Source organism: Legionella quinlivanii, assembly GCF_900461555.1.
Taxonomy (GTDB): domain Bacteria; phylum Pseudomonadota; class Gammaproteobacteria; order Legionellales; family Legionellaceae; genus Legionella_C; species Legionella_C quinlivanii.
Window position 1 is genome coordinate 1 of the sequence record NZ_UGOX01000002.1, and the last position, 25,384, is coordinate 25,384.

A 25,384-nucleotide genomic window follows, 5' to 3' on the forward strand; every position below is an offset into this window, starting at 1 on the left:
TGAATCCAATCGCGCGAGTTTTCAGTGCATGCAAAATGCCATTGATGCCGGTTCCCATTCACCATTTCGTTATTATTGTTTATGACATGCCGTATTACCACAGTAAAAGCTTACTATCTTTGCCGCTTATTGAGCGTAAATCGCTACTAAAAGCAGTACTTCGCCAGGCACCAAGTGCTATTCGCTACAACGACCATATTATTGGCGAGGGCCGTGAGGTGTTCGCCAATGCCTGTCGTTTGGGCCTTGAAGGCATTGTGTCTAAATTAGCGGATAGCCCTTATCAGACCAAACGCAGCAAAAGCTGGCTTAAAATCAAATGCGTCAAACGCCAAGAATATGTTATCGCGGGATTTACACCGCCGCAGGGGGCCAGGCGTTATTTTGGCTCTTTATATTTAGGGGTTTTTAATGAGAAAGGGAAGTTGGAGTACAGCGGCAATGTGGGTACGGGGTTTACGGAAGCTTCGTTAAAAACAGTTTATCAGGCATTACTGCCGCTGGTTATTGAAAAAAATCCCTTCACCACCAATCCACCGGGTTGTCGCACCGCCACTTGGGTTAAACCGGAATTAGTCGCTGAGGTGGAATTTAGCGAATGGACTAAAGAAAGTAATTTAAGGCATCCGAGTTTTAAGGGGCTTCGGCGTGATAAGACCGCAAAGACGATTCACCGGGAAGAAACGCTTACGGTCTCGTTGCTTGAAAAGGTAGTACCTGAATCAGCGAAGCCATCTGAAAAATCCCGCGTTCGTCTGAGTCACCCGGAAAAACTTCTTTACCCAGAGGATGGGATTAGCAAACAGCAGCTGTATGATTACTATGAAGCGGTGGCTGAATGGATGTTGCCCTTCATTCGGGAACGTCCGCTCACCTTGTTACGTTGCCCTGAGGGCTATCAGCACTGTTTTTATCAAAAGCATCGAACGGCTTCTTCAAGCCCTGCCTTAAAACCGATACCCATTCAAGACAAAAAAACCCGGCAATGGGAGGACTATCTCACGGTGGAGGATGAAAAAGGGCTTTTAAGTTTAGTGCAAATGGGGGTATTGGAAATTCATCCCTGGGGCAGCACCATCGCTCACCTGGAACAAGCGGATGTTATCGTCTTCGATTTAGATCCAGCCCCCGATGTGGCCTGGAATGAAGTAGTTCTTGCGGCTCAAACCGTGCGCCATTATCTCAATACAATGCAATTAACCTCCTTTGTAAAAACCACCGGTGGCAAGGGCTTGCATGTGGTTGCCCCCATTCTCCCCGAACACGATTGGGATGCGATTAAACGATTTACCAAGGCCTTTGTCCAAACACTGGAAACCATCGCACCTGACCGTTATGTCAGTAACATGGCCAAGAAAAAGCGCCAAGGGAAAGTCTTCATCGATTATTTTGCGCAACCAATGGGACACCACCGCCATTGCCCCTTATTCTACCCGAGCCCGCCCAAAAGCGCCGGTGGCAGTGCCGCTTCATTGGGATGAATTAACCGACCAGTTTGAGGATACGTTTTATACCCTTCACTCATTACTGAAACGGCTTCACACTTTGCGAGAAAAACCCCTGGCAGTCTTTTTTTACGCTTCATCAATCCCTGGATTTGGATTGAAAAGCGGATTGTACCCTTTGTATCTGATTGCGGTCTTTGCACTACTGGCTTGCTTAGTCACTTAGAGCAAAGAAGGAGGCTTCCTCGGTGTCCGGTGACAATAGAAGGGTTTCGCATTGTTCAATCAATGCCTTTAAGGCCTCTTCTGCGGAGGGAAATGTTTCTTCTGCTTTTAAGTGGCGGTCGTAGTCAGTTCTATACAGCGCGTGACCTGATTCACCGGTTATAATCTCTTCGATGCGTTCTTTTTGAATTGAAATATCCAGTGGAAATGTGCCCTCATCGGCATCGTGCTGTGCTTGTGAAAGCCAGTATACTGTATCACCAATGCTTAACATCCTTGTTCTCCTTGTTATGGAAGCGTTTCTTTGCCTAAACGCTTGTCTTGATAGTGCCGACCTCGATTGAATTACTGCATTCGATAAAAATTGGAAAGTCGTTGCGTCGGATTGCTTAAAGCGCCATCGCTTGTTGCTTTAAAGCGTTCAATGCGTCTTCTTTACATTTAAATACCTCATCCAGGCCAAAAGCGAAACGGGCAGTCACGATAGGATTTTGATGAGGGGTATGCGTGCGAATGTCTTGGATAGTCTCTTTTACAATCGCAATCGATAAAGGGAATAAACCAAAATCTGGGGTGTGTTGTTTCTGGCCTAGCCAGTACACGGTCTCGCCGATTTGCCATTCCATAGACACTCCTTGTCTTTAAAAAGGAATTTTGCGGTACAGATAATGGTGGCTTAAACGCGAAAGAAAATCCAGTGCATGGATGTTTGAAATTGTAGGGCCTCAAAAATCATTCTGTCATGGAGGCATCAGTCGGCAGAACTTCAATGCAATCGTCCCCCTTATACAGTGCGGAATTCATTTTAGGCGTCACGGGATGGCAGACGAGCTCAACCGACTGTGGTTGATGGAGTAAGTTACTCACTTCCTCAGTGGAAAACGGGGCAGGGGAGAGCCATTTTGCTTGCTGGGTCTCGTTTAAAAACCAGGGCATTCGGTCATGGAGTTGACTGACCAGTTCATTGGGCGAGGTGGTCAGTAAGCAGCAGGAAGGAATAATCAGGTCTGGCTCAGGTTCAAAGCGCTCCCAAATGGCAGCGACCGCTAAAAGGGCATTGTCTTTCTGATGAATGTAATAGGGTTGTTTGACGGTTTTATTGTCTTTAGGGTGATGCTGCCATTCAAAAAAACCATTCATAATTAAAAGGCAGCGCCGGTATTTAATCGCTTGTTTAAAGGCCGGCTTTTCGGCGGCTTGTTCAGCGCGTGCATTAATGAGCAGCATTGATTTTTTGCTTTTCGCATACCAGGGCACAATGCCCCAGCGCATTTGCACGGCCTTTAAGCCTTCTTCAGTGGGAATAAGGCAAAGGGCGGCCTCCGTTGGCGCGACATTGCGACTTTGGGGTAAAGGCTCAACCGTTGTGACTTCAAATTGCTGTTTTAGTTTCTCGATATCGGTGTCGACAGAAAATCGGCCGCACATGGTAATTCCTCCAAAGACTCTTTAATCCTAGTCAACGGTGTTTTCCTTGTCCACTGATGGCCAGTTCCACAAATACCAGAGGCTAATCTTTGATCAATTAGGATGCCCTATAGTTCATCCATTATTTGGGGATTGTTTGTACTTAGTAATTAAATCCTTCAAAGTCTCTTCTAAAGTCCATTTGTGCTGAAAAGACGTTAGCGTGAGTAAGGTGTTAAGGTTAGGGCAACGTTGTTCAATATCCACATAATCGACCCCATAAGCCTCTTCATAAGGGATGTGAACAATTGTAGAGTTACTATTTGAGTAACTTTTTGTTAATTCCGCCAGATTATTGATAGAGATTTCTCTATTATTTCCAATATTGATACTCTTACCAATACTCGCAGGAGTATTGATAAGTAAATCAAGAGCCGCTACCACATCCCTTACGTCACAAAAAGAGCGGGTCTGATGGCCATCACCAAAAACAGTAATTGGCTCATTCTCACAAGCTTGTTTTATAAAACGTGGAACAACCATCCCGTATTGCCCTGTCTGCCTGGGGCCAATTGTATTAAATATTCGGGGTAGTATGACAGGTATATTTTTTTGATAAAAATAGGCGTACCCGATTATTTCCTCAGTTAGTTTACTTATGGAATAAGTCATATGGGAGTTTGTAAGAGGTTTCAAATTTAGGGAACTACTTTCGCACAGCCCTTTTGAATCACCATAAACAGCAGATGAGGAAACAATGACCGTAATAGGTTTTTTTTGAGCCTTATCGATTGCCTGTAGCAAATGGTTGCAGGCAATAATATTATTATTTATTACAGCGATTGGATCATGTAAGACTTTAAACATTCCAACCGATGCGGCTAGATGGAAAATCACATCTGCCCAACTCACTGTATCTTGCAAGTTTGGCCAAGTCAATAAATCGGTTTTCTCAAATGTAAATGAATGATGCTGTTTGAATTCATTGATATTTTCAATTTTTCCAGTGTCTAAATTGTCAACGCATACAACCTTATGCCCTTTTCCAAGATAGTATTGGGCAAGATGAGAGCCAATAAAACCGCAGCCACCAGTGATTAGTATGTTCATCTAGAATCCTTATTTCTTGGAACTATTTTAAATGCTGCTTATGTCAATATTGCTCTGGATTATAGGCAATGAAGCTGTTGAGAGCGAACTTGATTTTTTCCGCTTTTCTTTGCTTCATACAATGTTTTATCGGCTACTGAAATGATTTGCTCTACGTCTTCCTCTGGGCAGCTTGGGGACACACTCACGATACCAATACTCAGTGTAGTTGCATTCGACACTTCAGATTGAACTTTATTTTGTAATTTCTGGCATACTAGAATAGCGTCCTCCAGTGAGGTGTTCGACAGAATAGTAGCAAATTCATCTCCCCCAATCCGAAAAGAAGTATCATTTGCTCTCTGGGCAGAATTTTTTATGGCTGCAGCTAAATTCTTTAAAAACAAATCACCTGAGGGGTGGCCATAGTTGTCATTAAGTCGTTTAAAGTCATCAACGTCGATTAACACCAAGTTAATTGGATGATGATTGCGTTTGGCTCTAGCAAACTCTTCACTTAGTCTTTGGTCAAAATATCGCCGATTATAAAGGCCCGTCAGTGAATCGGTGATAGATAAACGCTTGATTTCAATAAGTGCTTCCTCTTTTTCTTTGGTTAATCGAATAGTGTTTTGTAAAATTTTAGATTGGGATTTTGCTGTAATGAGTAACATGAGAACAAATAAAGAGAACATCGTCGCTAAAATACTGTGATTAAATCCACCCAACCAATAGTTGTAAACGATTAGAGGTAAAAACATCGGTAATAAATACGCACAGTAGGCAGGAAGATAAACGGATAATGATGCGAGAGCTCCTGATGCCATTCCCCCGAGAACCAAGGTTATGATATTTTGGTTCATTTTTAAAAAGTAAGGATAAAATACTAGATAAGAGCTCCCCCACAAGGCACCCATTAGGAATGTCAAGGCCATAAAGATGTGTAGGGCTCGCTTTTGCTGAGGAAGATAACGCTTTGATTTAATACAATACTTACTATACAGCAAGCGTACTATGCTTAAAAAGATGACAGCAAGTAACCAGGTCATCACCCAATGAAGTGGTGCTTGTCGGTAGAGTAGATAGAAGGATATCAATACCGATAATAAGCCATTGAAAGGGATTGACCTAAGAGAGCTTTCCAGTAATAACAAAAAGCACTCGTCTTGTAGTGGAGAGCGATTTGGTTTCATGTTCTCTGCATTAACCTTTTTATTTTTTTAATTAATGTTACCGATGGATTATTTTCTATTAGAGTTAACTCCTATTATCAATTATAGCCTGTATACCACCTCGTTTCTTCGGCGGTGTTCTGGGTAAAGCATGGACGAACCGAGCTATTCATATCATTGTTCTTGTTCCAAAGGTTGACTCAAACAAGCTATCACAGGATGTTGTAATAAAAATAAACAAGTCGTTGCTACCCATTGCAAAACTATAGTGTTGTGATAGGTCTTTATTAAACCGGGGGCAGAATTTTTTAAAATTTCAAAAAGTGCATGAAGCTCAGTGTAGTGACTGAGGGAAACACTAAATAAACACTCCTCAACATGGAAAAAATCTCTATACGCTTGATTATTTAAAATCATAGTCCCTTCTGTATCACAGAGAAAGGCAGGATATGGGTATTCTTCAATGAAGTGCAAGCTCATAGTTGCTCTGGAGTAAGAGACTAAAGAATAAATAGTACTAATAAAACGAATGTTATACTAGATACACTCAATTGAATGATAGTATGGGTCTTGTACTGGTTTGAATTTACGGCCTACAAGAAGCTGGTCTGTATTTATTTGCTAAAGTTCCCCCGGTGCAAGTCCAAGTCAAATCACCATTTGCATTTAGAGTAGGCGTTAATAGGATGGTACCGCCTCCGGCAGCTGCTGTATAAGTAATTGTTATCACTCCAGTATTTGCTGCAATGGTGATGGAGGAAACGTTTGCCGTAGCGGCCGGCGAGACATACCCAGTAGCGGCTTGAGAGGTGGGAAGTGCATTTCTAGCTATTGTGGTTTCGGCGACTGCCGCTTTAGCAGAGGAGGCTAAACTTAAGCCCTCTGTCACTCGAGCGCGAATCGTATAATCTTGATAAGCAGGGATTGCAATAGCTGCTAAAATTCCTACGATAGCCACAACAATCATTAACTCAATCAGTGTAAATCCCTTATGTTTTTTCATCTCATTATCCAAATCCTGTGACACTTCCGAAGTAATCATTAAAATGATAAACAGAACCACCACGCGATGGTTCTGTGCGATTGTCTTTTTGGAACTATTTGCAACTCCCAATGTAATAATAGTACAAGGCTTGGCAACCGCTGTTTCAGCATGCGTACCAGCCAAGCCGAGACTGCCAAGCCAAGGACGATGAAGAAGTAGCGTTGCCAACCGCCCGCGCCTGCCAGAAAGCTGAATGCGGCCCCCGGATTCAGTACATGAACGAAATTGAAGAATGGCGTGACTTCGACCTGTTCGCCATAGGCATACGTGCGGACGACGGCGAGCTTGGCGAACTGGTCGGCCATGAAGGCGCACACGGCCACCACATACCAGACCGAGGCCGACGTGTGGCGAGCCGTCTGCCACGTGGGAGCGACAAGCGGTATCAGCCGTCCGGCAAGAACGGTGCTGCCCAATCCTAGACACCAGCCCGCCAGCACATCAGCCGGGAAGTGCATTCCAGCAGCAATGCGCGACCATCCGACCAAGACGGCATAAAGCACCAAACCGACGCGGCCACGGCGACCCATCAAAGGCCAAAGCGCGCCGATAACTAACGCCGAATAGGTAGCATGCCCACTGGGCAGGCTGTAGTGCCGCTCATGCTCACTGATGATGCGCACTAACTCGCCGAAGACGGCGGGCGGACGCGGGAAGTCGAGCCACAGCTTCAAGACAGTGGCGGCCAGCAAGGCCAGCAGGAAGGCGGTGCCAAAAACAATGAGCCGATGCCAAACTGCATCAGCGCGGGCTAAATTGGTTGCTGACTTCGACCACCACCACAGACCCAGCAGCGTCAAGGGCGCTGTCCAGTAATTGCCTACGAGGCTGAAGAACCACACCAGCGGTCCCAGCGCGGCAGGCGTTCCCGCATTGATGACCTGGAACAACGCGACGTTCAGACCATACCAGTCATAGAGAATGAATTTCCAGTTCATCGGCGCAACAGCCTCAAGCCATTGCCCACGACAAGCAAGCTGGCTCCCATGTCGGCAAACACGGCCATCCACATGGTCGCGTGACCAGTGAAGGTGAGTACCAGAAACACCGCTTTAATGCCCAGTGCCAGCACGATGTTTTGCATCAGTACCTGAGCCGTCGCACGTGACAGGCGCACAAAAGTCGGAATCTTGCGCAAGTCATCGTCCATCAGGGCGACGTCCGCCGTCTCAATGGCCGTGTCGGTGCCAGCGGCCCCCATTGCAAATCCGATGTCAGCACGTGCCAACGCCGGGGCATCGTTGATACCGTCGCCGACCATCCCGACCTTGCCAGTCTGCGCCAGTTGTTCGACCTCGCGCAGTTTGTCCTCTGGCAGCAAATTGCCCTGCGCCCGATCAATCCCGGCTTGTGTGGCAATTGCCTGCGCGGTGTGCGGGTTGTCGCCAGTCAGCATCATGGTGTTGATGCCGAGCGCATGCAGCTCGCCGATAGCGCTCCTGCTGCTGTCCTTGATGGTGTCTGCCACCGCGATCAGGGCTTGCGCACGCTTTGTGCTCACCAGGATCACTACAGTTTTGCCTTCGCGCTCCATCGCAGCGATGCGCTGCTCCAATTCAGGTGGACAATGCCCCAGCTCTTCGAGCATCCGATGGTTGCCAAGGTGATAGGTCACACCGTCAATGCTGCCTCGCACGCCACGACCGGGCAGTGCAACGAACTCGGCAACATCGTGTAGCGCAACCCCTTCGGCATGCGCTGCCTGCGCTATGGCTTTGGACACGGGATGGTCAGAGCGAGCCGCGAGACTGGCGGCAATGCTTCGGCTGCTGGCTGGTAGCGCATCGCCCCACGCGACGAAATCGGTTTGCGCAGGTTTGCCGTGCGTGATCGTGCCGGTCTTGTCCAGTGCCAGCCAGCGCAGCTTGCGGCCTTCTTCCAGATAGACGCCACCCTTGATAAGAATGCCGTGCCGCGCCGCCGCCGCCAAGCCGCTAACGATGCTGACCGGTGTGGAGATTACCAGCGCGCACGGGCAGGCGACGACCAGCAAAACCAGCGAGCGGTAAATCCAGTCCAGCCACGCTGCGCCCATGAATAGCGGGGGAATCAGTGCGACCGCAACCGCCACACCGAATACGGTTGGCGTGTACCAGCGTGCAAACTGATCGACAAAGCGTTGAGTAGGTGCGCGGCTACCTTGGGCAGCTTCCACCGCGTGGATAATGCGGGCCAATGTGGAGTTGCTGGCCGTGGCCGTAACGCGATACTCAAACGAGCCGGATTCGTTGATGGTGGCGGCGAACACCAGATCACCAGGCGCTTTTTCAACTGGCAGGCTTTCACCAGTGATCGGCGCTTGGTTGACCGTAGAGCGTCCTTCCAGCACTTCGCCATCGAGGGCGATACGCTCACCCGGCTTGACCCGAACCCGGCTGCCGATGGCGACCTGCTTGGCATCCTCTTCGCGCCACGAACCATCCGGCTGCTGCACCGTGGCTTGTTCCGGGGCAAGGTCGAGCAGGCCACGAATGGCGTTGCGAGCACGGTCCAGCGACTTTGCCTCGATCACTTCAGCGAGTGCAAACAGCACCATCACCATCGCTGCTTCCGGCCAGTGACCGATCAACATGGCGCCCGTGACGGCTATTGACATCAGGGCGTTCATGTTGAGGTTGCGGTTCTTGAGCGCAATCCAGCCCTTCTTGTAGGTGGAAAGGCCGCCCGCGAAGATCGCGACGAGCGCCAGAACAACGACTGACCAATGGTTGCCGTTGTGGAACCAGTAGACGGCTTCCGCAGCCAATGCAGCCGCCAAGGAGATGCCAAGCGGCCCCCAGTTGGTAGATGCGACTGTCGATATCGCCGGCGAGGCGTTGGCTTCCTCCGCATTGAGCACTTGCGCCTCGAAGTTCAGAGATTTCAGCGCGGCCAATACTTCCGGCAGGGTGTGGGCAGCATGGCGCACGGACAGGGTGCGCTGCATCAGGTTGAAATCGAGATTGGTCACCCCGGCTACCGTGGCAAGCTTGTTGCGGATCAGCGCTTCTTCGGTTGGACAATCCATCTTGGCGATGACCAGCTTGGTCGTCTGCTCGTCAGAAGCTTTATCCATGCGCACGGCCTGCATGCCGATGGCCTTCAAGGCTTGCTCAACCGGAGTCAACGATGGCAGTTCATGCCGCACGGCCAAGGTGCGCTGCATCAGGTTGAAGTCAAGCCCGACCACGCCCGGCAGCGCGGCTAGCTTGCTTCGGATCAGCGCCTCTTCCGTGGGGCAATCCATGTTCTCGATGCGGTAGACCGCTTGGGCCGATTCAGCCGTTAGCTGGGCTTGCGCAGGGGGCTGGCTGATCGGCACGGTCGAGCAGCCGCACCCCTTTGAACCGCATTCGCTCATGACAATTCCTTTACGCAGATTTCTGTATTGCTCATTAAAGACCCTATAGCTACTATAGAGTCAAGTTTTAAATGAGGATGAAATATGGAAATCAGGATTGGTGAACTTGCCAAGCGGACAAGGTGCGAGATCGTCACCATCCGCTATTACGAGAAGGAGGGGCTATTGCCAAAGCCAGCGCGCAGCGGCGGCAACTTCCGGCTATACGGTGACGCTCACGTCGAGCGCTTGCAGTTCATCCGCCATTGCCGTTCGCTCGACATGACGCTGGGAGCAATCCAGGCATTGCTGGACCTGCGAGATAACCCGAATCAGGATTGCGGCGAGGTCAATGCGCTACTGGATGGCCATATCCAACAAGTAGAGGCCCGCGTGGAAGCGTTGTTACAGTTGAAGAAACACTTGGCCGTTTTGCGCGAGAGGTGCTCAGGCGCTCGACAGGTAGAAGCATGCGGCATCTTACAAGGGCTGGCAGATTGTTGTAGCCAGGCCGTTTCCGCCTCAAATGCGCCTGTGGCGTGACCTGCCAACTGCATGATCGAGCTTTCGCTTAGCGTGCTTTATTTTCCGTTTTCTGAGGCGACCCCATCCAGCATGGACTTTACGCAGTAATTTGGATAATAACCCTATGGTATGGATGATTATGGTGAATGGTTTTATTATCGATGCCAGAAGAGCCACCTATGAAATCCAAGAGCAAGCATATAGAGCCGGCATTATTCCTTATATTCCCTCAAACAAAACAACTGCTTAGGTAATTAAGTTGTCAATATTTGATATATATCAAAAAAGGATATACAATACTGTTATGGTCTGGAAAATAATAATACCAACCAAAGTTGGAAAAAAATATTAAAGCTACCAAAATCGGTTCAGGCTGCCGTGTTATTGTTGGTTCGCCATCTTGAACATCATGGCCCAGCGACTGGTGGGGGTTGGAAAAATTATAGCAAGTTACAAGGTATGCCTGGAGATAAACGCCACTGCCATCTGAGTAAAGGGAAACCAACTTATGTATGCTGTTGGGAAGTTATCGATAAAAAATTGAAAATTACGGAAATATATTATGTCGGCACTCACGAAAAAGCACCATACTGATGATGTTGCCAAAATATCTTGGCATGGGGGACTTTATGCGGTTCCAATTGAAGTGATGGAACGTTATAAAGTTACATCTGATGATAAGTACATTTCGATTGATGATCTATTTAGTGATTTGACTCAAGAATCTGGTGAACCAGGTATGTTATTAAAAGGCTTAAGATATCGGGAGGGATTGAGCCAGATTGATTTTGCTAAAAAATTAAACGTCAGTCAAACCAATCTTTCTGCCATGGAAAATGGAAGACGTGCTATCGGTAAAGAACTTGCGAAGCGAATCGCTGATCTTTTTGAAGTAGATTACCGAATCTTTCTATGAAACGGTATTTTTAAATTTTTGCGTCAGGGCGCAAGTTCCGGAGCGCTAGGCCTATGGGCTGTTTTTTGGTATATCGAGAATCGCTCTCCATGCAGTTTTTTATTCCCTAAAAAACGATCACAGCGTTTAATATTATTCTTTTCTTGAGCCTTATTTTTTAATGCTCGCCCCAACTGAGTTAACGACAGCTTTTTTTCCCTGAGTAAGGCATTGATAAATAAATTAAGAGTATTAAATCGTTTTCCATGGATAGTACTTGATAGCAAATTGTGTAAAAATCGCTTTATGTGCATGAGATATCCTAATCAAAATTGTTCGCAAAACTATTTGATCATATATCTTCATGCACTGCCACTTTTTAATATCCCTATTTATGAGGGGAGCCCTCAGGGCCAAAGTGGTGTCTCTAGAGCCGCAGTTTCTAGACTTATGAGTTCTCAAGCGTACTGTGGAGAAGGCTGATTCAATAGGATTAGTTGTCCGTATGTGGATCCAGTGCTCTGCTGGAAAGTCATAGAAAGCCAGCAGCTCCTCTTTGTCTTTGACAAGGCACTCCATGGCCTTTGGGTATTTAGCACTGTAGAGCGCAACTGTATTATCAAACGCCTTATAGGCATCTTCTCGCTTTTCAGCCATCCAAATCTCATGTAGCGAGGCTTTTACCTTAGGCTGCATAGACTTGGGAAGTTTGTTCAACACATTAGCTGTTTTGTGCACCCAGCATCGTTGATGCCGGGTTTCTGGATAAACCTTGCTTATCGCTCCCCAAAACCCTAAGGCACCATCCCCAATCGCTAATTTAGGCGCTGTAGGAAGACCGCGTTGACGTAAGTTTAACAGCACTTCTTCCCAGCTAGCCGTTGATTCCCGATAGCCATCACAAACGGCAACAAGTTCCTTTAATCCGCTCTCGGTGACACCAATAATCACTAGAAGGCACAGTTTATCATCCATACGAACCTTGCTGTAAATACCATCTGCCCACCAATAAACATAGCGTTTGCTCCTTAAATCCTGGCGCTGCCACTCCTTGTGCTCATCAAGCCATTTTTCCTTTAAGCGGGATACTGTATTGGCCGATAAACCTCGCGCACTCTCTCCAACCAATGCCGATAAGGCATCCGTATAATCACCCGTGGATAACCCCTTTAAATACAGCCAGGGAATGAGTTCTTCCAGGCTTTTAGTACGTCTTAAATAAGGCGGCAATAGCTGGCTGTTGAAGTGAATGCCTGAGCCACTGCGGTCCCTTACCTTAGGTACCTGAACTTCCACCTCGCCGATTCCTGTCTGAATCTGGCGAGAAGGCAGATAACCATTCCTAACCACTGAAGGACGGCCATCCAGTAAACGCACTTCAGAATAGGCTGACAGCATCTCGGATAACTCCGCTTCTACTGCTTTTCTTATTAATTCCTTGGCTCCTTCCCTTAACACCTCAGTTAACGGGTCTTCTAGACCTCTTTCTCTCTCTGGTGCTGACGCAAGCTTTAGACTACAATCCTTCATGGCGTATCTCCTTTGTTGATTTTTGTTCCCGCTAAGAACAATCAACAGAATACGCCACCTAACTTAACTTGTCATACACCACTTTCGACTATAACTCTTTAATTTTAGCGCTCTTATTGGTTGCGATAGGACGAAAGTTACCCTCAGGTATTACTACGTGTGTAGCTACTACGTTATTAGGCGTTGGTTATTGCTCATCAGATGCGTCATTTTGAATATTTAAATTCGGGGCTTGGGGAGTAATGGAACGGCCAACCGACTTAAGGATTATTAGGATCTCTTAGTGACCTTAATTTTCCATCTTTTACTTCATCAGGCATTGAAAATGAATATCGACCAAGCATATTAAAATGTGCTTTTGCAAACGGTGATAGTCGCACTTCATCTTCTTCATTAACAGGAAAGTTATCGCTCTTTAGCTGATCTAGCGCTGCATCCATATAAATAGTGTTCCAGTGAACCAAAACATTCAGCACTAATCCTAGTGCCCCTAATTGATCCTCTTGGCCTTCACGATAGCGTTGATGTAGTTCTCCTCTTTTTCCGTGAAAGACAGAGCGTGCCAAGCTATGCCTTCCCTCTGTCAAATTCAGTTGCAATAAAGTGCTACGACGACAGGATTCATCATGAATATAGTTAAGCATATGAATAGTCTTATCTATACGCCCAATTTCAGCAATCGCCTGCGCTAATCTTGTTGGTTTATCACCAACCTGAAGAGTTCTCATAATCCCTGTTGCTGGTACTCGGCCAAGTTTTAAAGATCCAACCAAACGCAACACATCATCCCAATGAGGAATAATACGATCAAGATTTGCACGATGTTTAGCCAGAATATTGAGTTTGCCATAATCTGCTAGTGGATCAACCCGCCAAAAACGAGCATCTCCCAAATCAGCTAATCGTGGACTAAAACGGTATCCCAAGAGACGAAACAAACCAAATACAATATCACTATATGCACCTGTATCTGTCATGATACGAGTAGGTTTTAACTCTGTTTGTTGTTCTAGCACTACTCCTAGTAGAATCAAACTGTCTCGCAATGTTCCAGGCACCGTAACATCATTCAATCCCGTTCTTTGATTTGAAAGTAAATTATACCAGGTTACCCCACGCCCTTGATTAAAGTACTTTGGATTGGGAGCTGAATGCAACGAGCGGACAGGTACAACAAAACGCATCCCATCAGCAGAGGCTATATCTCCACCACCCCATTTTTTTGCTAATTTACTCTGGTTTTGTGCCGCAACTAATATGGCGTTAGATGCCGTTATTGTCTCATCGCGAATATAATTTTGATCAACCCAGATCAAGCGATCTCTTTTTAATGCTGGAATGTCTTCTCTAACAAAAGGTTCAAGTCCAGTATTACAAGCTTGGGCGAGTAAAACAGCACAAATACTGATTTCTAAATCAACAGCCCGAGCATTACCTTCATTAATATGAGTAAATGCTGAAATAAAGTTAGTTCGCTTAGCGATTTCTAGCAATACTTCAGGCAAATCTACACGAGGAAGTCTAGATTTAACTTCACTGCGCAATAGTTTTAGCGATTCAGGCTCATCTAACTTGTCTAATTGGGTTAGGATAAGCTCCTCATTGCCTTTAATCAGATCAAATCTTATAAAAGGGTTATTATCAAAATTTTTAGCTACCAATTTATATGTTTCATCTAATTCATTAACAAACTCCTGTAAATAACCATGGGGTTCACTTGTTAAGTTCAAGGAGCGACAAATCACTGGGCGTATAGCTTCCCACTCTGTTCCTCCATGAAGATTGGCTCTAGGATCAGAATAACGCCAACTTGGGCTAACAAAGAGATCGCGGCGTTTCAATGCTCCTTGTAATCTCTCAAGAACACAAAAAATATACGCAGTTTTATTGAACTGATTTCCTTTATCCAGAACATATCGTTTCCATGTTTTGCTGACTAAAACCATTGGTGCTTCTTTTTTTGATTTATTTTTTAACCAATCAAGAGCCTGGATAATGGGTTTTCCTGCTTCATTGCCCTCAAAGTGAATCACACGAAGAAGTGCCGGCAAAAAATTTTTAATTGTTTGTTCCTTATCTTCAAGTTCTTGATAAAAAACATCATCCGGCGGCTGAATTAGTGCATTTGCTTCGGTAACAGCAATTATTAATTCCTCATATCCAACGGTATTAAAGATTTTATTACGAACTTCTTGATCAGTAAGATTGTTATCTAAGACAACTTTGCAAGCATCAATCAATGTAGCTGCAGCAGAGTCTAAATCCTTAATTGTTCGTAATCTCTTTTTATGATTAGAGCGCTTTGCTTTTGAAAATAGCTCACTTAAGACAATAGATAATATATCAAGGGCATCATCCTGTGTCGTATCTTCAAAATGATGAGCAAATGCAACTAAGGTTGCCATCTTTCTTTCATAAGGCTTGTAGTGGTCTAATATGCCTGGACACTTTTATAGGTTAAAATATAACCAATAGGAGTGAAAGTAATGAATCAAAGAAAGAGACCGTATTTTAGTTTAGAATTCAAACAGGATGCTGTTCAGTTGGTGCTATCAAAAGGCTATAGCATTCCAGAAGCAGCTACAAGTTTAGGTGTTTCGATTAGTGCCCTAAGGAAATGGGTTAGTATGGAAAAAGGGGCTGAAAAGAAAGGGGCTAGTACCTCAGGCTCTCAGCTGAGCTTAAACGAACGAGAAGAGTTGTTACGCCTCAGAAAAGAAAATAACAAGCTCAGGATGGAGAGAGAAATTTTAAAAAAGGCCGCGGCAGATTCAACCGATCATTGCAACACCTAATTTGTTATAGTTAACTTTTTAGGAGAGACGATGGTGCGTGCTTTATCAAAACGGAGTTTTACAGAACATCAGCAAGATGTAATTTGGTCTTTATGGTCGCAAGGCAAATCACTTAGTGAAATTGGAAGACAGCTTAACAAGCATGCGGGTTCAATTTTTTGTTTCCTACAAAAATCCGGTGGTATAAAGCCTGTTAAATCTATTCGCTCAAAACAAGCATTAACTTTGTATGAACGGGAGGAAATATCACGTGGTTTATCAGCAAATTTATCTATCAGGACTATTGCAAAGACATTAAATCGCTCACCGTCGACTATATCTCGGGAAATAAATCGTAATGGAGGAATTTCAAAATATCGAGCCATATTAGCGGATAAACAAACATGGATAAGAGCAAAACGCCCTAAACAATCCAAGCTCCAAATTAATATACTGTTGAATGATATAATTGCAGATAAGCTTTCAAACAAGTGGTCACCAGAACAAATATCTGGTTATCTTAAGCGTACTTATCCGAATAATACTGCTATGAATATTTCTCATGAATCTATTTATAAAACACTTTATGTCCAATCTCGAGGTCATCTAAAGAAAGAACTATTGACGCATCTGCGGACACAGAGAGTCATGCGGCAGTCCAAGAAATTTAACACAAAAGGTAACGCACGAGGCGGGATTATAGATGCTGTATCTATTCATGATAGGCCAAAAGAAATTGATAGTCGCACTGTACCAGGTCACTGGGAAGGGGATTTAATCTGCGGCTCAAATAAATCTTACGTTGCTACATTAGTTGAACGAACATCTAGATTCACTTTGTTAGTTAAGCTTACAGGTAACGATACAGCCAGTGTTGTACACGCTATTACCAATAAAATTATAGAGCTTCCAAACCAGTTAAAAAAATCGCTTACTTGGGATCGTGGAATGGAATTAGCAAAGCATAAAAAATTTACAATCGACACTGAAATAAAGGTATATTTTTGTGATCCTAAATCGCCTTGGCAACGAGGAACCAACGAAAATACTAATCGTCTATTGAGACAATATATGCCTAAAAAAACAGACCTAGGTATTCATTCTCAATTTGATTTGGATCGAATTGCTAAAGAATTAAATGAAAGACCTAGGAAAACATTGAACTTTCTGTCTCCAGCAGATAAATTGAACGAGGTGTTGCAATGATCGGTTGAATCTGCCGCGGCTTTCTTTGCTCAAGAACAGAAATAAAATATGAATTTATCAAAGAGCAAGAGAAAGCCTATTCGATTAAACTGTTATGCAAAATGATGCAAGTTAGCCGAAGTGCTTATTATCGCTGGTACTCTAAGGGCCACCATCCTAAACCACAAGACACAATGCTTGAGGTTAAATTGAAAGCACTCTTTGGAGACAGTAAAAATACATATGGTTCCAGACGACTAGCCAAGGAATTAACTGCCCAGGGATTTCCCGTGGGGCGTTACAAAGTTCGTCGGATAATGGAAAAGCTGCGGCTAACTGTACGTTATCCAAAGCGGTTCAAACAAACGACGGATAGTCGACATGGGTTCGAACTGGCCTCTAACCTCTTGAATCGCCAATTTAAGGTGACTGCTCCGAATCAGGCTTGGACCACGGATATTAGTTATGTATGGACTTTGGAGGGCTGGGTATATATTGCAGTCGTCATGGATCTGTATTCACGCCAAATCATCGGTTGGGCAGTCGATGATCATATGCGCACATCTTTGTGCTCCAAAGCTCTGCGGATGGCGTTTTGGCGCAAAAAACCCTCTCCAGGATTACTGCACCACTCAGATCGCGGCAGTCAATATGCGAGTTATGAGTACCAGGAGCTATTGAAATTAATGAAAATGCAGCAGAGTATGAGTCGCAAAGGCAATTGCTGGGATAACTCCCCTACAGAGCGGTTTTTTCGAAGCATCAAATATGAATCCTTGAATTATCATCGATTCGCTACTAAAGCCTGTGCCAAGCTTGCTGTGATTGACTATCTTGCCTTTTATAATGGTAGACGGCTTCATTCAACTTTAGGCTATAAAACACCGTTAGCGTTTGAACAGGAGTTTTATCAGAGAATCGCTTGAAACTGCTCAATCAGGAGCGCTGGACTGCGCGGGATTGAGGAGTCGACAAACCGCGGAAGCGGTGCGTCAGCAGGGATAAATTTTGTTTAGTAAGTTGTTTAAATAAGTGTCCGAATTTACTTGACCATTACAGCTGGTGTTTTTGTTCGATATAGAAAGAAATATAAGGTCACTACCAACAGCAATCACAAGAAGCCTGTATTTGAAAATGTGCTTAACCGTGAGTTTACTGTAACGTGTCCTGATAAGGCTTATGTGTCAGATATCACCTACATTAATACTCAAGAAGGCTGGTTATATTTAGGAGTTGTCATTGACTTGTTTTCCAGAAAAGTAGTGGGATGGAGCATGGGGTCTCGGATGACATCCGATCTGGTTTGTAACGCTCTGAAAATGGTTATTTGGCAACGAAAACCAAAACGCGGGCTGATTGTTCATTCTGACCGTGGCTCGCAGTATGCGAGTCATGACTATAGAAATCTTTTAAGTCTTTATGGATGTGTTGGAAGTATGAGTCGAAAAGGTGATTGTTGGGACAACGCTGTGGCTGAGAGCTTTTTTGGAACTTTAAAACGAGAACAAGTCCAATGGAAACAATACCAAACTCGTTATGAAGCGCAGCAAGATATTTTGAGCTACATTACTATGTTTTATAACAGTCACAGGATGCATTCGCACCTTGGCTATATGAATCCGAATCAGTTTGAACGGGTTTGGGGGGAATTTAAGAAAATTGCTTAACTGGGTGTGTCAATTTACTTGACCACCTCAGTGTCTGGTGGCATCTTAATGGCAGATAATGTGATTTCTCATCAATTGGATCTTCAACCAATGATTGATCGTGCACTGGAAGATAAAAGAGTTGATGCTTTAGTGGTACCAATTGGGCAAGGCATACTTTTATGTAGAAAGTTGTAACAAATAGCTCGTAGCTACTACTCGGTCACGCCACGTGCATAGTCATTGCCAGTTTGGGCTGGATATGCCGGGAAAACCCAATAATGCAGCGAAGCCTTATTCCTCCTCTTTGACCTTTAATAAGAATTTGTTTCTGAAAATAAGCCTCCGTATGTATTGAAACTGATCTAACTAACATAAAATCAAAAACTCATTGAAATTGAATATTTATGAGAGGACAGGTAATATCGGCCGACTATTGCGCAGTGTAAGAACTTTAGAGGGGATTTACCCACTTATTACATTTTTATTTTTATAAGAGATTTTATCACCGACAATTTTCTCGATATCGGCAACATGAATCCTAGCTTTACTAGCCTTAACCAGATTGCATAATTTCATTATATATTCATTATTTGATGTGGGATTGGTGAAGGCTAGTAACTCAGTACCTGCTTTAGTAAAAGGTAATATTGACAGCTGGATCTTACTACTTTCTTGGCTTGCTTCTATGATTATAAGCTTTTTACAGTTAATTAGGGTGCAGCTATTTCTTTCACTAAAATCTATACTACATAAGGCCTCCGAATTAGAAATCAGACCAGAATCCTTTAAATTTATAATATCTGTATAGGTCAGCTCTTTAGCTAAAGAGAGCAATTCATTTGTATTTAAAAGACAAAATTGATTATTGATGTTAATAGCATAAGCGGAGATTGTGTTAAATAGATTTGCCTCTTCTTTTGAAAGATTCTTTAGCAATTCTAAAGTACGTAGCGAATATGATTTGGGCTTGCGGATTTCACCTGCAAGCACTTTAGCCCAAATATTTTGCATCTGCTCATCGCTTATATCTTCTATGATATTAAAGTATCGAGTGATCCAATCTTCTTCAACTTCTTCCGCGGAAATTGCCTCATCTTTATTCAATTCATCAGCTGTCTGAGAGATGATGCTCTCAATATTGCACTGCTTTTTAATACTCTTAAATTCTTCTCTGGATTTTGCTCTATTTAGAATTTCACCATCCGATGAAAATTTTACGACAAACCCATTCCCTTGGTATTCTGCTTCTTTAATGGGGACAGGACTTTTAGCAATAACTTCTGTGAAATCTTCCATCGCTTGCAAATGAGCCGTGGTATTTCTCTTTGTAATATAGGCGGTAAAAAGACAGCCCAAACCTTTAGAAATTGTCACAATTAATTTCTCTAATGGTTTGCTTATTCCTGCCAAGTCTTTGATTTCCATACAGCCCTCTTATAGATTTACCCTCTTTTAGTGCAGGACTAACTCATAAATTAAGCACCTGACTATAATTGCGAGAAAAACGAATAATTACTATATATTGTAGCGTATCGCACAAGAAAGCACAATATATGTGATTTTTGGTGTGTACTCTATAAACCACACCTGCCTATCTGCAAAGCTGCAGCATACTCGCCCTGAAACAATCAAAAGTGGCACATCAATTGGTATCAGAAAACACTATATCTGAATTTTTGCTCAGCATTTCATTTATAGAAACGGGCAAATAGTGGGCTAACTACTGTGAAGAAAACACAACCGTCCTGTTTCAACCACAGATATCAACAAGAAATCGGTTATAAATCTGATTATCTTCTCAAAGTAAGTATTTATCAAATTTATCAAGAATAATTACTCTATAATTTATATGGGACACCAAAGTCCCTAGCGTCACTGTTTGGTAAGTGGCGAAGGTAAGCAGACCTTGCAGCTTTAGTGAGCGGTGCTCAGGGCTGTAAAGATCAAGGCGCTTATCGCTCTCAGGAAATATTGCGCATAAGTTCCTGAGCGACGTAATTAAACGCGTCGGTAAATAAGGACGGGTTTAAACAACCTGCCGGCAGGTTTGTTTTTGAGTAATTCAAATGAAGCAAACTTGTATAATTAATATCTCAATAACTATTAACGTGAAGTTTTACCAATTTGGTTTAATGTTAACGTTGACGCTTTTTGGATATTAATGTTTAAGCTTGGCGAGAGCTTCGATCTCGCCCCTTCGGGTTTAATTACACAAATTTAGCTGTAGTAATTCAAACTTGATCTGACAGTTGCAGATATATGTAAATTCCCCCATTTATCTTTAAATACTACTGGTCTTTAAGTATTGATACAGTGTTTCCCGGCTAATACCTAAGTCGCTGGCTACATGCGCCTTTTTTGCTCCAGCCGCAACCTTCTCCCTTAACAATTGAACTTGCTCATCAGACAAAATCTTTCTCCGCCCAGGATAAGCACCACGTTTTTTTGCTAACTCAATCCCTTCTCGTTGTCGTTCTTTAAGAAGGGCACGCTCAAATTCAGCAAAAGCTCCCATCACCGAGAGGAGTAAAATAGCCATGGGTGAGTTTTCACTACTAAAGGTTAGATTTTCTTTGATAAATTCTACGCTCACATCTTTAGAAGTTAAGTCATTTACTAAATTACGTAAATCAACAAGATTACGGGCGAGCCGATCCATACTATGGACAATGACGATATCGCCATCTCGAACATAAGCAAGTAGGGCGTCAAGTTGGGGTCGATTAACATCTTTACCGGATGCTTTATCAATAAATGTTTTATCGAGTTTAATGCCATCTAACTGGCGATCCGGATTTTGGTCAAAGCTGCTGACTCGAATATAGCCTACTCGTTTTCCGCTCACGGTGCTTCCTTTAACGAAATGTCAGATTGAACTCTATGACGTTTGTGATAAATTGTCAACAAATGATAAAAACATATTTTTCTGACACTGTTTTGAGGCCTTAGCCTGACGTCAAGTTAGGGTATACTTCATACTGACGGATATAGGATGCAGAACAACTAATGTTTTCATTAAAATAATCATTAGCCACTATATTAATAGAAAGTGTCTAGGCACTCTGATGTAACGATACAGGAGCGTTACCGTTACGTTACTCCGCTTCTTTCTTCTTCATTTGTTTTTTAATTTCATCTAATCTGGCTTTCGCTTCTACGGCCGAAATTTCTGCATCATGCTTTGCTTTATTGGCTTCACCCAGCTTTTTATGCAGCATCTCCTTTTCATTTTTCAAATAGCTTATTTCGGCTTCCAGGATGGCAAGCTTTTTGTCAGATTCAATCTTATGCTGCTCGTAATGTTTATTGGTTTCAGCAATTTTTATTTCCAGATTGAAGTTTTTCCCATTCAATTCTTTTATTTCTTTTAGAGCATCTTCCAAATCGGCAGTTTTTTCTTCCAGAGCAACATGCATTGAACTTTGCACTTCTTTGGCTATACGAACAAATTCTGACTGGATAACATCCTGCAGCTCTTTAGATATCTCAAATTCGGATGTACCAGCCAAGCTTTGTTCCTCTCTCCATTGGCGTAAGTATTCATTAATAGTGGTGAAAGATCCCCCTAAAACTGCCCTTAGCTTTCTAACCGAAGGTTTTTCGCCAAGAAGCTGTAACCTATTACATTGCTGCGCCACATCATAGAAGCTAATTTTAGCCATTTAAATCTCGCCACGTAACATTATTGTAACTAAACTCAATGTTACAACAGTGGAATTGTAGCGTCAATTATAAGGAATCCAACAAGGGTCCTTTTGATCTCATTCCTCCCTCAGAAAAGAAATAGATTGGCTCAGTGAAATTTTAAAAGAGTCACTCAGATGGAATTAATTAATATTTGTAACGAAACAGTATCGTTACATTTTAGATATAGATCGAATCCAAGTAGAAAAATTTTTCTGCTATGAATCAATATGCACTGAGGAGAATATGAACAAGATACATTTGCCAGTTAGATATTTTAAAGTTTGAGGAAACACTTTAGCCTACTAGTTGAATAAAACCACAAATTTTCTATGTTATGAAATCGCACTATCGATGGGCACCAGGGTAAACGCGCCAATTGATAGCAGTGTAATATCGGACATATCAATTGTCTCAAATTACCTGGCATGATCCGACTTGGTTTTCAGCTAATCTATCGAAAAACAAGAAATCATCTGCTCAACATCCATTTTTTTTATCTCTTCGATAGCATCAGATACAGTGAGTTTCTGGAGTTCTATCAAATCTTGAAGAGCATTAACTATCTGTTCATAAAAATCAGCTTCTGGATATAATGTGCGAAAATGATTTTTCAACTCCCGTATGTTTTCCCCTCTTAAGCCACTTGAATACAAGAGGCGCACACCCCATGCTTCATAGGTATTCAAGGAATTTATTTCAACAATGGATTGTTGAGCGGATACTCCCTGCTCACGTAAATAAATCAAAACGTCAATATGCCTTTCAAGCATACGTCTAGGCGAATTATATGGAGGATGCCATTGATTTAATATTGACCGATTAAATCCGAATGCGATTAATTTATCATATAACGATTGTTCTATTTCTACCTGAGGCATAGAAAATAACTTGTATTTATCTAAAATTTGACTGGTAAAGTGGTCCGGCATTGGTTCTCTCCAAAGCAAATCATCTATAGCGCTATTGATAAATTTTATTGAAACTTGAAATTATGATCGTTAAGGCCTAGGCTACGGCCCTGTCGATGTTATTAGGGCTATCACTATAGGAGCTAATATTAAGAACAATATTGCATTTCCCAAATAGGATGATATAAAGATGATTTTTTCTCTTTTTCCAAGCGTATTCTCAAATAGGCACCTCTTGATCCAGTAATCACACCTAATTGGCCGTTAGCGATAACTTTTTGGCCTCTTTTTGCAGGTACTTTATAATATCTGCGAATATACTGCATGCTCATTAGCACAACTCCAGATTATGATACAAATGCGTGTTACCATCCCCGCTTATTTGAATAGATTATGACTGTTTATGACATAAGGAATAATTTCCAATGAACTATCTTATTGAATTAACTGTACTAAATACAAGAGAGGAGTGGCATCGTTTTCTTTGATTCTCAGAAGAAATCATGACATTACGAAGGCGTAGGTATTTATAAAAAGTTGCTCGGGTTATTGCTAGTTGCTCACAAATTTCCGAGACACTGAGTCTTCCCTCTTTATATAAAAGCTCCGCCGAATGCGCAGTGGCTAATGCTTTTTTGGATAGTCCCTTTGGTCGTCCACCTTTTTTGCCTCTGGCTCTTGCTGCTTCAAGACCTGCTATCGTTCTTTCTTTAATAAGCTCTCTTTCAAATTCAGCTAAAGACCCGAATATATTGAATATCAAACGACCTTGAGGCGTGGTAGTGTCTATTGGATCATTCAGGCTTTTTATTCCAACACCTTTTTCAAGAAGGGTGTTCACTAAATCAATTAAATCCTTAAATGATCGTCCTAATCTGTCGAGTTTCCAAATAATCAGGACGTCTCCTTTACGAATTTCTTTTAACAGAAGTTCGAGAGCAGGGCGGTTTATTAGAGAGCCACTAATCTGGTCTTGAAATATTTTTTCACAGCCCGCTTTTTGCAGGGCATCAATTTGCAGATCTAAATTTTGACTGCTGGTTGAAATTCGAGCATAGCCAATTAGCATTTGAGATCAGTTCAATAAAAGGTTAAAGCAGTATAAATTAAACAATAATTAATTGAAACAGTTATTTGAACTCTTTAAGACCCGCAAAATCAGCTTGCGGGATAAATTTTGAAGAGTTTACAAAAACGGTGGTTTTATTGAACTAACTAAGGATCTATTTTTGAAAACATAATATGAAGGCGGGCCATTTCATAATAAATTGCTTGCTATAGTAATATTTGCTATAGTAAATATTACTATTCAGATCTCATATTATGCGAATTATAAAAACAAAAACTTTCTGTAAATGGGCTATGAAGAATGAGATTAGCGATAAACGCCTTCTCATTGCTGCTCAGGAAATAGCTAATGATATTTATGAAGCTAATTATGGTGGTGGGATCATCAAAAAAAGAGTCGCTAATAAAGGAAGAGGGAAGAGTGGTAGCACTAGAACAATTGTTGCTTTCAAAAAGGGTAAAAATTGTTATTTCATTTTTGGCTTTGAAAAAAATATGAAAGATAATATATCCACTAATGAGGAGCGTGCTCTTAAAATTTTTGCCAAATCTTTATTCGCTTATTCTGACAAAGAAATTGCTGGATTGTTAGATAGCGGTTCGTTATTGGAGGTACGTGATGAGTAAGATTATTGAGGCTGTATTAGAAGCCGCCAGGGATATTCGTTTAGATCCGATTACGATTAGGGAAATTGAGCTTTTGAATGTCAGTGAGGTTAAGGAACTTCAGGCGAATGAAATCAAAAAAATGCGAATAAAAGAGAACCTGAGCCAAACAGTTATGGCTAAGATATTGAATGTAACACCCTCAACTTATCAAAAATGGGAAAGGGGAGAAGTGCATCCTAGAGGGGCAAATTTAAAACTATTGAGGCTAGCTTATACTCACGGTATAAACTATATACTCTAAACAAGAAAGTCTCGTAAATATGGCATTTAATTTAGAGAGTAACTCAGCAATTGCAATAAATGTCCCTGCATAGGTATGTAAAGTTTTATCGTTGTTACCCACAAATTGCCGACAGTGTCGGCACAATCGTAAAAGCTGGCTATAAATTCAATAGACAGACCACTTATACAAGCATAGCGTTAAACGTTACATCGTCCAAACTTGAATTCACCTAATTCGAGGAGTGACGCTCATCTTATTATTTTCCTTGAATGAATGAGAATAAAGTGTCCAGGCATATTAGACCACTACACTGAATACGAAACAAAACTCATCGATAAAAGGCTCTTACACGAAAAATTACATGAGATTCTTTAGCTCTGGGTAAGTTTGATGAGGAGGATTGAGCGAGATCAACATCATCGATAGAAAGATCAGGCATAGGCATTTAATCAAAATTTTCTCCTTCTGAGCGACGATGTAATTATGTGATAAGCTCTTGATCTGCTTGCCATTTGTAGATGCGGGTCGGACATAAATACCTTGTGTTGATCCTGGATATATTTCCAAAT

Annotated in this window: 27 protein-coding genes and 2 pseudogenes; 12 read left to right on the forward strand and 17 right to left on the reverse strand. The window is 42.7% G+C overall.

Going from position 1 to position 25,384, the window contains the following annotated elements; all coding sequences use genetic code 11:
• Both ligD (DYH61_RS14970) and ligD (DYH61_RS16010) read left to right on the forward strand, forming a co-directional pair.
• A partial coding sequence (ligD, locus tag DYH61_RS14970) for a DNA ligase D (protein ID WP_115343322.1) occupies positions 1 to 1,481 on the forward strand: 1,481 nt, incomplete at its 5' end.
• A complete protein-coding gene (gene ligD / locus DYH61_RS16010) occupies positions 1,390 to 1,671 on the forward strand; it encodes a non-homologous end-joining DNA ligase LigD (protein ID WP_420812665.1) in 282 nt (93 codons plus the stop codon). The genes ligD (DYH61_RS14970) and ligD (DYH61_RS16010), both read left to right, overlap by 92 nt.
• Here the strand turns inward: ligD (DYH61_RS16010) and DYH61_RS14975 are convergent.
• The 9 genes from DYH61_RS14975 to DYH61_RS15015 form a co-directional block, all read right to left on the reverse strand.
• The gene (locus tag DYH61_RS14975; protein ID WP_058508229.1) at positions 1,660 to 1,944 is read right to left on the reverse strand and encodes a hypothetical protein; all 285 of its coding nucleotides are present in this window, start codon (positions 1,942 to 1,944) and stop codon (positions 1,660 to 1,662) included. The two genes, ligD (DYH61_RS16010) and DYH61_RS14975, sit on opposite strands and share 12 nt — an antisense overlap.
• A gap of 115 nt (positions 1,945 to 2,059) precedes the next feature.
• Complete coding sequence (locus DYH61_RS14980) at positions 2,060 to 2,296, reverse strand: hypothetical protein (RefSeq protein WP_115343323.1); 237 nt, start codon at positions 2,294 to 2,296, stop codon at positions 2,060 to 2,062.
• 106 nt (positions 2,297 to 2,402) lie between these two features.
• Complete coding sequence (locus DYH61_RS14985; protein WP_058508227.1) at positions 2,403 to 3,098, reverse strand: SOS response-associated peptidase; 696 nt, start codon at positions 3,096 to 3,098, stop codon at positions 2,403 to 2,405.
• Between the two features lie 114 nt (positions 3,099 to 3,212).
• Positions 3,213 to 4,187: an NAD-dependent epimerase/dehydratase family protein gene (locus DYH61_RS14990; protein ID WP_058508226.1), complete on the reverse strand. Its 975-nt coding sequence runs from the start codon at positions 4,185 to 4,187 to the stop codon at positions 3,213 to 3,215.
• Positions 4,188 to 4,246: 59 nt separating this feature from the next.
• Positions 4,247 to 5,215, reverse strand: a complete 969-nt coding sequence (locus DYH61_RS14995) for a GGDEF domain-containing protein (protein WP_218564196.1) — start codon at positions 5,213 to 5,215, stop codon at positions 4,247 to 4,249.
• 297 nt (positions 5,216 to 5,512) lie between these two features.
• Entirely contained in the window at positions 5,513 to 5,818 is a 306-nt protein-coding gene (locus tag DYH61_RS15000; RefSeq protein ID WP_058523797.1) for a hypothetical protein, read from the reverse strand.
• Between the two features lie 106 nt (positions 5,819 to 5,924).
• A complete protein-coding gene (locus tag DYH61_RS15005) occupies positions 5,925 to 6,341 on the reverse strand; it encodes a pilin (protein WP_058523800.1) in 417 nt (138 codons plus the stop codon).
• 38 nt (positions 6,342 to 6,379) lie between these two features.
• Positions 6,380 to 7,321, reverse strand: coding sequence for a phosphatase PAP2 family protein (locus tag DYH61_RS15010; protein WP_083503128.1), 942 nt, complete (start codon positions 7,319 to 7,321; stop codon positions 6,380 to 6,382).
• The gene (locus DYH61_RS15015; RefSeq protein ID WP_058523796.1) at positions 7,318 to 9,723 is read right to left on the reverse strand and encodes a heavy metal translocating P-type ATPase; all 2,406 of its coding nucleotides are present in this window, start codon (positions 9,721 to 9,723) and stop codon (positions 7,318 to 7,320) included. Before DYH61_RS15015 ends, DYH61_RS15010 begins: the two co-directional genes overlap by 4 nt.
• Before the next feature lie 84 nt (positions 9,724 to 9,807).
• On the opposite strand from DYH61_RS15015, the gene cadR reads away from it, so the two are divergent.
• The 3 genes from cadR (at position 9,808) to DYH61_RS15030 (ending at position 11,143) form a co-directional block, all read left to right on the forward strand.
• The gene (gene cadR, locus DYH61_RS15020; protein WP_003052301.1) at positions 9,808 to 10,245 is read left to right on the forward strand and encodes a Cd(II)/Pb(II)-responsive transcriptional regulator; all 438 of its coding nucleotides are present in this window, start codon (positions 9,808 to 9,810) and stop codon (positions 10,243 to 10,245) included.
• A gap of 106 nt (positions 10,246 to 10,351) precedes the next feature.
• Complete coding sequence (locus DYH61_RS15935; RefSeq protein ID WP_256595726.1) at positions 10,352 to 10,477, forward strand: hypothetical protein; 126 nt, start codon at positions 10,352 to 10,354, stop codon at positions 10,475 to 10,477.
• A 312-nt stretch (positions 10,478 to 10,789) separates the two neighbouring features.
• Entirely contained in the window at positions 10,790 to 11,143 is a 354-nt protein-coding gene (locus tag DYH61_RS15030) for a helix-turn-helix transcriptional regulator (protein WP_058523794.1), read from the forward strand.
• 231 nt (positions 11,144 to 11,374) lie between these two features.
• On the opposite strand, the gene DYH61_RS15035 is transcribed toward DYH61_RS15030, so the two are convergent.
• Together DYH61_RS15035 and DYH61_RS15040 are read right to left on the reverse strand one after the other, a co-directional pair.
• Positions 11,375 to 12,652 carry an IS256 family transposase gene (locus DYH61_RS15035; protein ID WP_256595727.1) on the reverse strand — a complete coding sequence of 426 codons (1,278 nt, stop codon included), beginning with the start codon at positions 12,650 to 12,652 and terminating at the stop codon, positions 11,375 to 11,377.
• A gap of 260 nt (positions 12,653 to 12,912) precedes the next feature.
• Positions 12,913 to 15,072 (reverse strand): annotated as a pseudogene (locus tag DYH61_RS15040) (Tn3 family transposase); the annotation flags it as partial.
• Between the two features lie 66 nt (positions 15,073 to 15,138).
• Between DYH61_RS15040 and DYH61_RS15045 the strand changes: the two are divergent.
• The 5 genes and pseudogenes from DYH61_RS15045 to DYH61_RS15940 all read left to right on the forward strand — a co-directional run bounded on the left by DYH61_RS15045 (position 15,139) and on the right by DYH61_RS15940 (position 18,455).
• Complete coding sequence (locus tag DYH61_RS15045) at positions 15,139 to 15,447, forward strand: transposase (protein WP_115343324.1); 309 nt, start codon at positions 15,139 to 15,141, stop codon at positions 15,445 to 15,447.
• A 30-nt stretch (positions 15,448 to 15,477) separates the two neighbouring features.
• Complete coding sequence (locus DYH61_RS15050; RefSeq protein WP_058508500.1) at positions 15,478 to 16,632, forward strand: IS30 family transposase; 1,155 nt, start codon at positions 15,478 to 15,480, stop codon at positions 16,630 to 16,632.
• An 8-nt stretch (positions 16,633 to 16,640) separates the two neighbouring features.
• Positions 16,641 to 17,537, forward strand: a complete 897-nt coding sequence (locus tag DYH61_RS15055; RefSeq protein WP_115343297.1) for an IS3 family transposase — start codon at positions 16,641 to 16,643, stop codon at positions 17,535 to 17,537.
• 132 nt (positions 17,538 to 17,669) lie between these two features.
• A pseudogene (locus DYH61_RS15060) lies at positions 17,670 to 18,278 on the forward strand (IS3 family transposase); the annotation flags it as partial.
• A 48-nt stretch (positions 18,279 to 18,326) separates the two neighbouring features.
• Positions 18,327 to 18,455 carry a hypothetical protein gene (locus tag DYH61_RS15940; protein ID WP_256595728.1) on the forward strand — a complete coding sequence of 43 codons (129 nt, stop codon included), beginning with the start codon at positions 18,327 to 18,329 and terminating at the stop codon, positions 18,453 to 18,455.
• Positions 18,456 to 18,722: 267 nt separating this feature from the next.
• Here the strand turns inward: DYH61_RS15940 and DYH61_RS15065 are convergent, their stop codons facing one another.
• The 6 genes from DYH61_RS15065 to DYH61_RS15090 form a co-directional block, all read right to left on the reverse strand.
• Entirely contained in the window at positions 18,723 to 19,685 is a 963-nt protein-coding gene (locus DYH61_RS15065) for a DUF2806 domain-containing protein (RefSeq protein WP_058508224.1), read from the reverse strand.
• A gap of 856 nt (positions 19,686 to 20,541) precedes the next feature.
• A complete protein-coding gene (locus DYH61_RS15070; protein WP_058508223.1) occupies positions 20,542 to 21,105 on the reverse strand; it encodes a recombinase family protein in 564 nt (187 codons plus the stop codon).
• A 250-nt stretch (positions 21,106 to 21,355) separates the two neighbouring features.
• Positions 21,356 to 21,922, reverse strand: coding sequence for a DNA-binding protein (locus DYH61_RS15075; protein WP_058508222.1), 567 nt, complete (start codon positions 21,920 to 21,922; stop codon positions 21,356 to 21,358).
• A 471-nt stretch (positions 21,923 to 22,393) separates the two neighbouring features.
• A complete protein-coding gene (locus DYH61_RS15080) occupies positions 22,394 to 22,876 on the reverse strand; it encodes a hypothetical protein (protein ID WP_058508221.1) in 483 nt (160 codons plus the stop codon).
• A gap of 128 nt (positions 22,877 to 23,004) precedes the next feature.
• Complete coding sequence (locus DYH61_RS15085; protein WP_058508220.1) at positions 23,005 to 23,187, reverse strand: hypothetical protein; 183 nt, start codon at positions 23,185 to 23,187, stop codon at positions 23,005 to 23,007.
• A 98-nt stretch (positions 23,188 to 23,285) separates the two neighbouring features.
• Positions 23,286 to 23,924: a recombinase family protein gene (locus tag DYH61_RS15090; RefSeq protein WP_058508219.1), complete on the reverse strand. Its 639-nt coding sequence runs from the start codon at positions 23,922 to 23,924 to the stop codon at positions 23,286 to 23,288.
• A gap of 254 nt (positions 23,925 to 24,178) precedes the next feature.
• On the opposite strand from DYH61_RS15090, the gene DYH61_RS15095 reads away from it, so the two are divergent.
• Positions 24,179 to 24,550 (forward strand): type II toxin-antitoxin system RelE/ParE family toxin, encoded by a 372-nt coding sequence (locus DYH61_RS15095; protein WP_058508218.1) that lies wholly within the window; start codon positions 24,179 to 24,181, stop codon positions 24,548 to 24,550.
• Positions 24,543 to 24,833 carry a helix-turn-helix domain-containing protein gene (locus tag DYH61_RS15100; protein WP_058508217.1) on the forward strand — a complete coding sequence of 97 codons (291 nt, stop codon included), beginning with the start codon at positions 24,543 to 24,545 and terminating at the stop codon, positions 24,831 to 24,833. The genes DYH61_RS15095 and DYH61_RS15100 overlap by 8 nt, the downstream gene beginning before the upstream one ends.
• The last annotated feature ends 551 nt before the right edge of the window (positions 24,834 to 25,384 follow it).

Excerpts from the sequence above, each read along its gene's own strand:
- DYH61_RS14975 (WP_058508229.1), bottom strand. The coding sequence starts at position 1,944 with ATGTTAAGCATTGGTGATACAGTATACTGGCTTTCACAAGCACAGCAC.
- DYH61_RS14980 (WP_115343323.1), bottom strand. The coding sequence starts at position 2,296 with ATGGAATGGCAAATCGGCGAGACCGTGTACTGGCTAGGCCAGAAACAA.
- DYH61_RS14985 (WP_058508227.1), bottom strand. The coding sequence starts at position 3,098 with ATGTGCGGCCGATTTTCTGTCGACACCGATATCGAGAAACTAAAACAG.
- DYH61_RS14990 (WP_058508226.1), bottom strand. The coding sequence starts at position 4,187 with ATGAACATACTAATCACTGGTGGCTGCGGTTTTATTGGCTCTCATCTT.
- DYH61_RS14995 (WP_218564196.1), bottom strand. The coding sequence starts at position 5,215 with ATGACCTGGTTACTTGCTGTCATCTTTTTAAGCATAGTACGCTTGCTG.
- DYH61_RS15000 (WP_058523797.1), bottom strand. The coding sequence starts at position 5,818 with ATGAGCTTGCACTTCATTGAAGAATACCCATATCCTGCCTTTCTCTGT.
- DYH61_RS15005 (WP_058523800.1), bottom strand. The coding sequence starts at position 6,341 with ATGAAAAAACATAAGGGATTTACACTGATTGAGTTAATGATTGTTGTG.
- DYH61_RS15010 (WP_083503128.1), bottom strand. The coding sequence starts at position 7,321 with ATGAACTGGAAATTCATTCTCTATGACTGGTATGGTCTGAACGTCGCG.
- DYH61_RS15015 (WP_058523796.1), bottom strand. The coding sequence starts at position 9,723 with ATGAGCGAATGCGGTTCAAAGGGGTGCGGCTGCTCGACCGTGCCGATC.
- cadR (WP_003052301.1), top strand. The coding sequence starts at position 9,808 with ATGGAAATCAGGATTGGTGAACTTGCCAAGCGGACAAGGTGCGAGATC.
- DYH61_RS15935 (WP_256595726.1), top strand. The coding sequence starts at position 10,352 with ATGGTATGGATGATTATGGTGAATGGTTTTATTATCGATGCCAGAAGA.
- DYH61_RS15030 (WP_058523794.1), top strand. The coding sequence starts at position 10,790 with ATGTCGGCACTCACGAAAAAGCACCATACTGATGATGTTGCCAAAATA.
- DYH61_RS15035 (WP_256595727.1), bottom strand. The coding sequence starts at position 12,652 with ATGAAGGATTGTAGTCTAAAGCTTGCGTCAGCACCAGAGAGAGAAAGA.
- DYH61_RS15045 (WP_115343324.1), top strand. The coding sequence starts at position 15,139 with ATGAATCAAAGAAAGAGACCGTATTTTAGTTTAGAATTCAAACAGGAT.
- DYH61_RS15050 (WP_058508500.1), top strand. The coding sequence starts at position 15,478 with ATGGTGCGTGCTTTATCAAAACGGAGTTTTACAGAACATCAGCAAGAT.
- DYH61_RS15940 (WP_256595728.1), top strand. The coding sequence starts at position 18,327 with ATGGCAGATAATGTGATTTCTCATCAATTGGATCTTCAACCAATGATT.
- DYH61_RS15065 (WP_058508224.1), bottom strand. The coding sequence starts at position 19,685 with ATGGAAATCAAAGACTTGGCAGGAATAAGCAAACCATTAGAGAAATTA.
- DYH61_RS15075 (WP_058508222.1), bottom strand. The coding sequence starts at position 21,922 with ATGGCTAAAATTAGCTTCTATGATGTGGCGCAGCAATGTAATAGGTTA.
- DYH61_RS15080 (WP_058508221.1), bottom strand. The coding sequence starts at position 22,876 with ATGCCGGACCACTTTACCAGTCAAATTTTAGATAAATACAAGTTATTT.
- DYH61_RS15085 (WP_058508220.1), bottom strand. The coding sequence starts at position 23,187 with ATGAGCATGCAGTATATTCGCAGATATTATAAAGTACCTGCAAAAAGA.
- DYH61_RS15090 (WP_058508219.1), bottom strand. The coding sequence starts at position 23,924 with ATGCTAATTGGCTATGCTCGAATTTCAACCAGCAGTCAAAATTTAGAT.
- DYH61_RS15095 (WP_058508218.1), top strand. The coding sequence starts at position 24,179 with ATGCGAATTATAAAAACAAAAACTTTCTGTAAATGGGCTATGAAGAAT.
- DYH61_RS15100 (WP_058508217.1), top strand. The coding sequence starts at position 24,543 with ATGAGTAAGATTATTGAGGCTGTATTAGAAGCCGCCAGGGATATTCGT.